Here is an 11,229-nt window from a genome sequence, read left to right as displayed (position 1 = left end):
TATTGACCAGTCGGTATCTGCGCTGTATTCTTATAATGGAAATTTTTTGAAAATTTAGTAATCTATTAATGATTTTGAGGGTGTTTGTAGTTTTAACCGGGAGATCGTAGAGGGAAAGTCTTGTAGTCATGATATTAGCAGAGACGATACATGTATAGTTGTACTACTAAAAGGATTAGAATTCATGCCTTTTGGTGTACAGTTAATACGTCTTCGCCTGAGGGTGTAAGCGCATCCTTCATATGAGAGTGTACATATTTACAATAGTTTGGGTTGTGCCCCCTATTTGTTACAAGACTTGCTAATTTGGAGAGGAAAAAATTAATTATGACACATACTCTTATATGAGGCAGGTAGTAGCGTTGGTGGTACATGGTATTGGAATCGCTACCCTGGTGCTATTGTGACACTCCTAGTCAATTCTATTGCTATACTTTTTCAGAAGAGCTTTATAAGGATTGGATATGGTCCTCTTTGTACCCTGAACAAACGGAAAATTCTTAACTATTTGAATTACGTAACAGATAAGCTTGTCCTCCGCAAAGATCTCCAGCTGAATACTAGAGTTACTTCTGCAGAGTATGACGAGAAAATTTGTAGGTGGCGAATCGTTACCGAGGATGGCGATCTTGCGTTAGCAAAATACTTCATACCAGCACTTGGTAGTTTAGCTGCTCCTCATACCCCTGACATTAAAGGTCTAGAAAATTTCGCAGGTGAACAATATCATACGAGCCGTTGGCCACACGAAAAAGTAGATTTTAGAGGGAAACGAGTCGGTGAGGTATTATCGGAATGGATTTTTGAATGTATAAAGTATCTCGAAACAAACGGGATCGGAGAAATTGAAGCGACTCCTGAAGCTGAAGAAGTATGGACGAATCATTTAAATCAAGGTTTGGGGACGGACATCTAAATTGGGAAACACCAACGACAGAAGAACAACACGATAAATATCTATATGACCCCGAACAACCAGTCCCGACAAAAGGTGGTCCACTTCTATTACCTGCAAAAATAAAGGGAGGAGCGGTTAATCAATCTCAATTGGAAGAACGCTCTGACATTCTTTGTTATACTTCATATACATTAGAGCAAGATTATACCGTGATTGGAAATGTATCTGCAACTCTGTACGCGGCTTCTTCGCCCCTAGATACTGATTTTGTCGTGCGCTTGGTTGATGTACATCCCGATGGAAAGGCCGTTAATATTACAGATGGTATTATCAGAGCAAGTGCGAGAGAAAGCTATCCTCAAGCGGGAGTGTTTAAACCGACAGAATCAAGCTTCATTGAACCTGATCGAGTATATAAATATACGATAGATATGTGGGCTACTGCGGTGACTTTCAAAGCAGCCACCGTATTCGAGTCGAGGTATCTAGCAGTAATTTTCCTCGTTGGGATCGTAATTTAAATACTGGAGAAGACAGCCTTACTTCATCAAAGTCTCAAACAGCTGTACAAACAATCTTTCATCATCCGACATATCCAAGTTCAATTACATTATCTGTTGTTCCAAAGAGATAGAATAACGGGAAATTTCATAATAATGAAAATAACCTTGGGCCACTATATGATAGTGGTCTTAAATTATTAACTACAATTTAAAATTTAAATTCGAAATGCTTATAAATTCTTGTTTTTTGGATACTAATAACCATATACTACCTATAGGAATAATAATTTAGTAAATGGAGTGTTGAAATGAGTATTCATATTGGTGCAAATAAAGGTGATATAGCGGATAAGATTTTACTACCTGGGGACCCATTGCGTGCCCAGTTTATTGCGGAGAACTTCCTAGAAAATCCAGTTAAGTATAATGATGTACGAGGGATGTATGGCTTTACTGGAACGTATAAAGGTGAAAAAGTCTCTGTGCAAGGAACAGGGATGGGGGTTCCTTCGATTTCAATTTACGCTCATGAACTGATCAATGAGTATGATGTAAAAAAACTGATTAGAGTAGGTACGTGTGGAGCGTTTCAGGATGATGTGAAAGTGAGAGACGTTATCCTTGCGATGAGTGCATCTACAGATTCGAGTACAAATAAGAACACGTTTCATGGATTAGATTTTGCCCCGACAGCAAATTTTGATCTTTTGAAAAAAGCTCATGATGTCGTGTTACAAACAGGTAAAAATGTACACGTTGGAAACGTGTTTACGAGTGATTTATTTTACGATTCAAATGAAAATTTTGTTCCTACACTTCGTAAACACGGTTCGCTTGCTGTTGAAATGGAAACAGCAGCTCTTTATACACTAGCTGCTCGTTATAATGCGCAAGCACTATCGATTTTAACAGTTAGTGACCATCTCATTACTGGAGAACTTACTTCTTCTGAAGAAAGACAAACGACATTTAAAGAGATGATGAACATTGCATTAGATACGATTATTGAAGGTTAGGGTCATGTCTATAGAATGTGCAAAATGAAAAAGCGGGTCTGCTTCAAAAGTCAAGTCACAGCCACTTGTGGAGCAGACCTGTTTTTATTTTTAGTTTTCGCGAGCTAGGATATTGTAGCTGTTTTACAATTTGAGTCCTAGGGGTACATCTTTTATATATTATAAAGAAACGACTATTGACATAAAAGGTCTGAGGGAAAGGTTGTGGTTTTTTTGAAAAAGAATACAAGAAAAAAGGTAGCTATCTGCTGGAGTGGAGGGAAAGATAGCTGTCTCGCATTATATCGCGTACTAAAAGAAAATCACGAGGTAAGTTGTTTATTATCAATGGTTTCAGAAAAAGATGCTAGAAATCACGCACATGGTATACAATTAGAGGTATTAAAACTACAGGCTGATGCATTGGGATTACCTTTAGTCTTAGTCGATTCAGCAGAGGATTATGAGTCGTCACTACAAAGGTCTTTGTCTCTATTAAAAAAGCAATCAGGTGTAGAAGCTATTGTATTTGGAAGTTTATACTCAAACGAAGATAGAAGGTGGAATGAACAAATTGCATTAAAGTCAGGAATTGAGCCTTTGTTTCCTATATGGATTTCGAAAAAACAAACTTCTAAACTATTGCATGAATTTGTATCACTAGGTTTTAATTCTGTTGTTTGTCGTGCCTCCACAAAGTTTTTTGACCGTTCTTGGGCTGGTAAATATCTTGATTGGAACTTCTATGATGAGATCCATCAGACAGATTGTTGCGTTATGGGGGAATATGGGGAATATCATACCTTTGTTTTAGATGGACCAATTTTTAAGAAAAAAATTGATATCACTAAATCTAGTGTTGTTATGAATTCTGGATTATGGTCTTTAGATATTCAATCGTGCGAATTAGTAGATAAATGATCGTCTTATTTACATACTTCATAGCTTTATTATTTTCGTCGGTTTAGAGTTGATAAGTTTATTTGTCAAAGTTTAAGGAAACGAACTACTGATTGATGAAAATGAGGAATTTCGCATAGCTTGGCTCTTTCAGGGAGAGGGAAGTATATTATCACTTATACTTATAACTGTAAATAAATACAAAAATGATTTTATTCCAAATTGAGCTTTCCTCCTTTATACTAGGTAGAATATGATATTTTTTGGATAAAGAATTTTTGGTTATCCTTTTAATAAATAGGAGTTGTCGAAGGAGGAAAATAAAGTGACTGCAGAAACAATGGTTGCTACAATTCGCACACTTGATGATAGAGGATCAGGCCGAGCTAACGTTTGGCGTGAAAATGAGAAAGGGAATCTAAAAAAGCTAAAATTAACAATCCCGCAAACTCTTCCAGGAGAAGAGGTTCGTGTAACGGTCGCTCAGCCTAGCCGAAGACGATGGAAGGTTATGCCAGATGAAATCGTAACAGCTCATGACGAACGAATCGAGGCACCTTGTCCTCACTTCCAAAAATGTGGAGGTTGTGTATGGCAGCACTGGCAATATAGTGGGCAATTAAAAGCAAAAACGAATCATGTGAAAGAGGCAGTCGAATCTCAAGGGTTTGACTCAGATCTAGTGTTAGATACGATTGGGATGGATGAGCCGTGGCATTATCGAAATAAGATGGAGTTTACCTTTTCTCCTGAAGGTTCATTAGGGCTGCATGAGCAAGGGAACTGGCGTAAAATTATTCCGCTTGAAACGTGTTTAATTGCTGGCAAGGATATGGTTGATGCTGCGATGGAAGTAGCTGAATGGGTAAGAGAATACGAGTTAAAAGGTTATGACAAAGACGAGCATGAAGGATTACTGCGTCACCTTATGGTAAGGCAGTCATTTATCACTGGAGAAATGATGTTAGGTCTTTTTGCAACAGAAGCACCAGAAGGACATTTAGCAGAAGCAGTTGATCAACTAGTCAAGCGAATTGAGGATAAGTTTCCTCAAGTGAAAAGCTTGTTATGGCTTGAGAATACAGACTGGGCTGATCGTACGCAGTCAGAAGAAACTCACGTATTGTCAGGAAGAGACTTTATCTATGATGAGATCGCAGGCTATCGCTTCCGCCTCTGGTTCGATACGTTTTTCCAAACGAATCCAACACAAGCCCAGAAGTTAGTGGATATAGCATTAGAAATGGCAGAGCCAAAGGAAACTGAAAAGGTGATTGACCTATTCTGTGGTGTTGGGACGTTCTCACTACCTTTTGCAAGTAGAGTAGACAAGCTTGCTGGAATAGAGATTGTTGAGAGCTCTATTGAATCGGCTAAGCGTAATGCCTCAGAAAACGGGTTAGACAACACTACGTTTTTAGCCAAGGATGCTAGAAAAGGCATTGATCAGATGTTAGAAAGCTTTGGGCACCCAGAATTACTGTTACTAGATCCACCTCGTTCAGGAGCAGGTGGTAAAGTAATGAGAAGAATTGGACGTGCTCAACCAGGTCGAATTGTTTACGTATCATGCAACCCAGATACATTTGCAACAGACATTAAAGAGCTAGAGGCTTTTGGGTATGAACTAAAAGTCGTACAGCCTGTAGATTTATTCCCACAAACGGTACACGTAGAAAGTGTTGCGTTGTTGGAGTTGAAAAAGTAAGACAGTTTGTAATGAAATGAGCCGCCATCCTAATGATGGGGCTCATTTTTACTAAAACAATTTCATTTGTTCATCATCTGACATGTTTCTCAATGCTTTCTCTTCGTTATACCCAAGTGCTTTATAAGCAGATATTCGTTTTTCGAACATTTTGTTAAGTATAAGTACATGTTGACACTTCCGTTCGTCTTGGTAATATTTTATACCTCCATACAACCCATAGAGATGGGATTGGACCCCGTCTATACAAAAATGGTGAATGTAATGGATTTGTACGAGGTTTGTTAATGAATCAACCATTGCATTTGGTGCCGTACGAGATCAGTGCTGAAGCAAATAGCTATTGTGTGGTATGTTAAGCTTGTAATAGACTACTATTAGGAATAAATATAGGGGTTGTGAAACAAAGTCAATAGAAGGGAACTCTCAGCAAAAGTAAAAAAAGCTGTTAATGTTAGCTGTAGTGAAAAGGATCTTTGAGTGCAATAGATGTGTTCATCTATTTAAATAAACTAACTGAAGAAAATTACAAGAGCTGGCGAAAAGGTAACGTTTTTTATTTAGAACGGGTCATAAGAGGGAACCTAGCACAATTTAGTTTTCTTATGAAAGAATTCAGGTCCTATTGTTTAAGCTTAGGCTTAAAACCTTCTTGGACCGCTTATAACGCATGGGGAGGCCAAAACAAAAGGCTTCGATTTAGTAAATCAGGTAATCCTAAAATTGAAGAGGCTTATGCGACGCATTATACCGTCAGGAAAAAATAATAAGAAAATCATGCTAATAAGGATGAGTAAAAGTGCAATTCGCTTTTTCTCGTCCTTTTACTATTGTCCCAATGCAATAAACCTTTGCGAACGATTTATATAGTTTTTGAAAGAGGTTGTCTAGTTGGGAATCAGAAGGAGGATGATGATATGAAGGAAATCATTGGAAAATTCCTTTTACGATTAGAGCCGAACGGTAAGCTTCAAAAACTTCGTCCCGTTGCTGGGGGAGACATAAATGAGGCTTATTATGTACGAAGTAAGGAAAATGAATATTTTGTCAAACTAAATAGGGACGTTGATGCTTCATTTTTTGATTTTGAAGCTGAAGGGTTAGAACGCATAGCTAAGACGAATACGATCTCTGTCCCTAACGTACTCATGAATACTGTAGATGATCAGTCCAGAATACATATGTTGTGGCTAGAATGGGTTGATGGAACAAAGCGTTCAAGCACAGAAGCCTTATTAGGGGAACAACTTGCTGCCATGCATTTATGTAAAGTTCCTGGATATGGATATACGCGTGATGGATATATCGGGAAATTAAGACAAGACAACCAATTAGTAGACAACTGGCTGACTTATTACCGTGATTTTCGACTGAGGGGGCAATTAGAGATAGGACGAGCTAGACAAACGATTACAGGTCGACGTGAAACCCTATTACTCTTGTTGTTAGAACAGCTTGAAAAATGGGTACCTGATCATCCTCAGCCTAGCCTCCTGCATGGCGATTTATGGGGTGGAAATTGGCTTATTGGGGAAGAGGGTAGACCTTATTTGATCGATCCATCTGTCTTATTTGGCGATCATGAATTCGAAATCGCCTTTACTGAATTATTTGGTGGGTTTTCTACAACATTTTATGAGGCGTATACTTCGGTGTACCCTCTCGCTGACGAATATGAAACAAGAAAACCTCTTTATCAACTATATTATTTACTCGTACATGTAAATATGTTTGGCGAGTCATATGGTCATTCAGTTGATCATATCTTAAATAGGTATGTGGGATAGAAGATATGTTAAACATTTCTAATATTTTCCATCTAATCTTTGTTTTTATAGAAGCGATTTTTCTAGAGGGGGGTATGGTTGAAGGATGCAAAACTACTACATGGGGTGAGGGGTGTTGAATAAAGTGAAAATTCACCCATTCATAATTCTATCTTTAATAGTGAGTGCTATTTCAATGGGAATATATGCTTATCGAAATTATACCAATCAAGAAATTGGTTATGCAATTTTATTCACCCTATTATTTATATTCCTAATGACGCTTGTGATTTTTGGATTTTTGAGAAACAGAAAGATTGGTCAAGAAAAACATAGAAAATAATTAACTTTATGAAATACACAGATGCTTTCATTTTCTCAACTGGTTGATCCGGATTTTCTTATACGGTTGGAGGCGGTTAGGTGACGTCCACTATACAAACAAATAGTAAAGCAGTTACATCCATAACATTTGGTATATTATCATTAGTCATTCCCTATGCTGGTCTGATTATTGGGATTGTTGGTCTGATAGTTGCAAGAAAAAGTGTTAAAGAAATACAAATGAAAAATGAAGGTGGGAAAGGTTTATCGGTTGCTGGAATGGTATTTAGTATCGTCGGGATTTGTATTCATGCACTTCTCATTACCCTTTTAATTATGTACTTTGCAACATTCTCTTATTTTGGATGAGCTTTAATTGTACGGAATGCTAGAGTCATAGAGCATTCCTTTTTTGGTTAGGAAACTTTTTTACAGGCTACAGTTATTATTGCAAAGAAATACATCCTTGACGAAATACTACGATCTTTTGGTTCACTCAACGCACTCCCAAAATTGGGTAGCTGCCTTTGAGGTAGGAGTATCTTTTAGTTTTAAAAAAACAGGCTCTACGCTAAAGTCAAATTGTTTCAGTTCGTAAAGCGTTGTTTGTCCTAGAAAATGTGATGTATAATTCATTTTTGGAATAATAGATAAGCCTAAGCCTCTGCTTACTAGCGCAACGATCATATTGATATCCTTACACTCGATGATAATATTCGGCTTTAGATGATGTTTATTAAACGCATGAAGAAGGTCTTTATAAAAAGAATGTCCTTCCATCGCTCCTAGCATAACCAAAGGGAATTGGGCTACTTGTTCTAAGGTTATATGTTGAGATGAAAATGATGTTGCCCAACTTTTGGGGATAATCACAGCGGTTGGCTGTTGTTTCAATTTTTTCATTTTATACTGGCCACTATGTTCCAATCGTAAAACCAAGGCGATGTCAATTTCTCTTTGTTCCAGTTTTTTTAAGATCTCTGCTGAATTCCCTGTAACGATACTAATTTTAATCGTTGGAAATTGCACTCTAAACATACTGATATAGTCAATGAGCATATTCGAACATGCAGAGGACACACCAATACATACTGTTCCTGCCGTATTTTGTTCAATGTCCTGAATTTGCTGCTTTACATCTTCCATTCGAATTAACATGTCTTCCGCATATTGATACAATAACTTTCCTGTTTCTGTAAGTTCCCATTTCTTTCGATAACGATGAATTAATGTCGTGCCAAGTTCTGTTTCAAGCTTTTTTAATACTTGACTAAGTGGTGGTTGTGCAATGTGAAGTACTTCTGCTGCTTTTGAGATGCTACCTTGTCTTACGATTTCTTTAAAGTAGTTTAATTGTCGAATGTCCATGTATATCCCCTTTCATCATATAATATATATATGATTAGTTTACCATATATATATTATTCATATCTTAAAATCGGTGTTATATTTAACCTTAATAATTATTTTTATGGTGTTAATAGAAAGTGAGGGGTTTTATGAATCATGGGTAGAACTATGAGGCAAACCAGCCTATACGTGTTGGGTTTATTTGTTTTGTCGCTAGGCGTGAGTTTGTCGATTCAAGCAGGATTAGGGGTCTCTCCTGTGTCCTCACTTGCTTATGCAACTACGTTAACGGCTGGCCTATCAATTGGTGTAACAACTGTACTTTCAAATGTTTTATATATTATTTTTCAAGTCATTTTTAGCAAACGTGTAGTGCTTAATGAATTTGCAGGCCAACTCATTATTGCGTTCTTATTCGGCTTCTTCATGGATGTAACGCTTTTCATCATACGACTATTCCCTACACCTGAAACCGTCTTTGCTCAATTTGTCTATTTAATTGTTAGTTTATTCGTTGTATCAATCGGCTTATTGGGCTATACAACGGCTCAACTTCCACTCATGCCTTATGATGCGTTAACGAAGGTAATTAGTGAGAGATTTAAGATCGTATTTAGTAAAGCTAAAATCTCAGGGGATATAATCAATGTTTGTGTGGCAGGTGCAATATGTTTAATTTTCATCCAATCATTAGGTTCAATCGGCATTGGTACAATCATTGCTGCCTATTTTATTGGCAAAATATTAGGGTGGATGATCCCACGCTACCGAGACACTCTATTAAACTGGGTATTTAAAACGGAGAAGGCAACAGAAGAAATCGCAATTAAGGGTAGACAAAAAGAAAATGCATAAATGAAGAAACAAGATAACCAGATTAGATTGCACATGCCTAAATGGTAACGAGAAAGTAACCACTGTTTTACATGAAGAAGCGCAGCTGGGCAGTTGTTTTTTTATTTTTCCTCTAACTCTTGCCAGTTATACCTGCCATAATGGTATACGGGAAAACTGAGGGGAAGAAAAGAGGTAGAAAAATGTTGCACAAGGGTTACAACCTTATCCTTATTAAAATAATGGTAGCAATTGTCTCGGCAGTTGCTTTTACTTTTTATCTAGCTTGGGCAGCGTATACACCAGTAGCTGATAGGGTTTCTGATGTTGGATATTATTCTTTTAGTGGTTTATTTGCTTTTAATTTTGTACCAGTCTTTTTTATCTTTATCATATTAGGTGTAAGCCTTTCTTTGGTTATTGATCGTCTAGTTCTCCATAACTTTAATCTGAAGGGGATGAGAGGAATTCTAATCATGGTAACAGCTTACGTGGTGCTCGGAGTTATTAGTGGGGTGATCGTTGCTGTTGTCTTTTTTGGGGTTAATTTTATTAACGTATCACTGATCAAATTCCTTTTTCTAACTATTTTTGGCGCTTTGATTTTTCTTGTGGTTCAAACAGTATTTTTATTTAGTTTTTATAAATTTGCAAAATAATTTTATATCCTTATCTTGCAAACGTGAGCGTTACTGTTATAAGCAGGAACGTTTTTTTTTTCAAAAGAAAGAAATCAATGTTAAGCTAATAACGACTGTATACTAAAAGCTTACTTAATTTTGAGAGTAGTTCTTCAGGTGATTATGTTCATTTGGCTTTAAAATCATTGTTTGAAGTTAGGAAGGTATCTATATGGGATGGATAAAAAGATGACACCAGTACAGGGATTAGTAATGATAGGAACGATTGCTTTTCTTGCGATTGCGGTCATAATAGCTAGCCAATCTTATTTTAGTTATTTAGAAGTGACAGAAGCAGCTAACAGTTGTTTTGATATGGGTGGTCTTCCAATTATTGAAAAATCTGGACTAAGAATGACTTACTTTCACTGTAATATGGAATAAGATAGGATGAAGTCAAACAAGGAGTGGCCAAGGAGGCAACTCCTAAGCGTCGAATGGTTAGTGAGTGGAACAACAAAAAAACATACGAGTACGAAATATAGTAAACGGGAGCGAGTGCAGAACATGTGCGGTCGCTTTTTTGTAAGTGACAGGTTTATCAAGGACTTGATTTCGAGATACTACTAAAGTGTTACGAGAGATTCGAACCAGGAACTTCTGACGAATATGTGGATTGTCTTTTAGCTATTGTTGTCAGGGCATCATACTTAGCAAATATCATTCGAATGGGGGCGAAAACAAAAATAATTGTAACAAGTATATTCGTACAAGAGCAAGACAAGGCATTGGCGTTTTAAATCCTACGTTGAGCAAAGATACTCAACACTTTAGTGACGATAGCATAATAGTAAAGGAGAATAATATGGACATTTTTTCGAAGTATTTAGCAGGTATCGAAAACCCAGATCACCGCGACCGAACTGAGGGTGTATTGTCATGGGTTGCTCGTACATTCCCACATTTGGAACCGCATATAAAGTGGAATACGCCAATGTTTTCTGATCACGGCACATTTATAATTGGTTTCTCCACAGCAAAGCATCATATGAGCGTTTCACCTGAAGAAGTAGGTATAGCGCATTTTGCTGATGATATTGTACAAGCTGGCTACAGCGCTACCAAAGGCTTGTTTCGAATTGCATGGAATAAGCAAGTAAATTACGATTTGCTTGAGAAAATCATTGAATTTAATATTCGAGATAAAGCAGAATATACGACTTTTTGGCGAGATTAGATAAAATACAAATTATATTTTAACAATAAGCTTCCTATCTTGAAAAAGTTGATTACTATTTTGATTTAATAAAACTGCATCTAAGTTGTCATTA

At 37.0% G+C, this 11,229-nt stretch carries 11 protein-coding genes and 1 pseudogene; 11 read left to right on the top strand and 1 reads right to left on the bottom strand.

The features are described from left to right. Positions 1-508 precede the first annotated feature (508 nt). From KH400_RS06065 to KH400_RS06030, 7 genes and pseudogenes are all read left to right on the top strand, one after another. The gene (locus tag KH400_RS06065; protein ID WP_217222931.1) at positions 509-916 is read left to right on the top strand and encodes an NAD(P)/FAD-dependent oxidoreductase; all 408 of its coding nucleotides are present in this window, start codon (positions 509-511) and stop codon (positions 914-916) included. After that, positions 874-1,532 (top strand): annotated as a pseudogene (locus tag KH400_RS06060) (CocE/NonD family hydrolase). The gene KH400_RS06065 and the pseudogene KH400_RS06060 overlap by 43 nt, the downstream one beginning before the upstream one ends. Positions 1,533-1,709: 177 nt before the next feature. Further along, a complete protein-coding gene (gene deoD / locus KH400_RS06050) occupies positions 1,710-2,417 on the top strand; it encodes a purine-nucleoside phosphorylase (RefSeq protein ID WP_217222924.1) in 708 nt (235 codons plus the stop codon). 213 nt (positions 2,418-2,630) lie between these two features. Continuing rightward, positions 2,631-3,317 carry a Dph6-related ATP pyrophosphatase gene (locus KH400_RS06045; RefSeq protein ID WP_217222922.1) on the top strand — a complete coding sequence of 229 codons (687 nt, stop codon included), beginning with the start codon at positions 2,631-2,633 and terminating at the stop codon, positions 3,315-3,317. Between the two features lie 319 nt (positions 3,318-3,636). Beyond that, complete coding sequence (rlmD, locus tag KH400_RS06040) at positions 3,637-5,004, top strand: 23S rRNA (uracil(1939)-C(5))-methyltransferase RlmD (RefSeq protein WP_217223145.1); 1,368 nt, start codon at positions 3,637-3,639, stop codon at positions 5,002-5,004. A gap of 917 nt (positions 5,005-5,921) precedes the next feature. Beyond that, positions 5,922-6,791: a fructosamine kinase family protein gene (locus tag KH400_RS06035; RefSeq protein WP_217222920.1), complete on the top strand. Its 870-nt coding sequence runs from the start codon at positions 5,922-5,924 to the stop codon at positions 6,789-6,791. Positions 6,792-7,193: 402 nt separating this feature from the next. Further along, positions 7,194-7,463, top strand: a complete 270-nt coding sequence (locus KH400_RS06030; protein ID WP_217222918.1) for a DUF4190 domain-containing protein — start codon at positions 7,194-7,196, stop codon at positions 7,461-7,463. Positions 7,464-7,586: 123 nt separating this feature from the next. On the opposite strand, the gene KH400_RS06025 is transcribed toward KH400_RS06030, so the two are convergent. After that, complete coding sequence (locus KH400_RS06025; protein WP_217222916.1) at positions 7,587-8,462, bottom strand: LysR family transcriptional regulator; 876 nt, start codon at positions 8,460-8,462, stop codon at positions 7,587-7,589. A gap of 150 nt (positions 8,463-8,612) precedes the next feature. On the opposite strand from KH400_RS06025, the gene KH400_RS06020 reads away from it, so the two are divergent. The 4 genes from KH400_RS06020 (at position 8,613) to KH400_RS06005 (ending at position 11,135) form a co-directional block, all read left to right on the top strand. After that, on the top strand, positions 8,613-9,299 hold the full coding sequence (locus KH400_RS06020; protein ID WP_217223142.1) for a YczE/YyaS/YitT family protein: 687 nt from the start codon (positions 8,613-8,615) through the stop codon (positions 9,297-9,299). A 182-nt stretch (positions 9,300-9,481) separates the two neighbouring features. Further along, on the top strand, positions 9,482-9,937 hold the full coding sequence (locus KH400_RS06015; protein ID WP_217222914.1) for a hypothetical protein: 456 nt from the start codon (positions 9,482-9,484) through the stop codon (positions 9,935-9,937). Positions 9,938-10,135: 198 nt separating this feature from the next. Continuing rightward, positions 10,136-10,342 (top strand): hypothetical protein, encoded by a 207-nt coding sequence (locus tag KH400_RS06010; RefSeq protein ID WP_217222912.1) that lies wholly within the window; start codon positions 10,136-10,138, stop codon positions 10,340-10,342. Between the two features lie 421 nt (positions 10,343-10,763). Then, positions 10,764-11,135 carry an iron chaperone gene (locus tag KH400_RS06005; protein ID WP_217222910.1) on the top strand — a complete coding sequence of 124 codons (372 nt, stop codon included), beginning with the start codon at positions 10,764-10,766 and terminating at the stop codon, positions 11,133-11,135. Positions 11,136-11,229: the final 94 nt, after the last annotated feature.

Origin of the sequence: Desertibacillus haloalkaliphilus, assembly GCF_019039105.1 — a bacterium.
GTDB classification, from domain to species: domain Bacteria; phylum Bacillota; class Bacilli; order Bacillales; family KJ1-10-99; genus Desertibacillus; species Desertibacillus haloalkaliphilus.
This window is presented reverse-complemented; position numbering and strand designations above follow the sequence as displayed.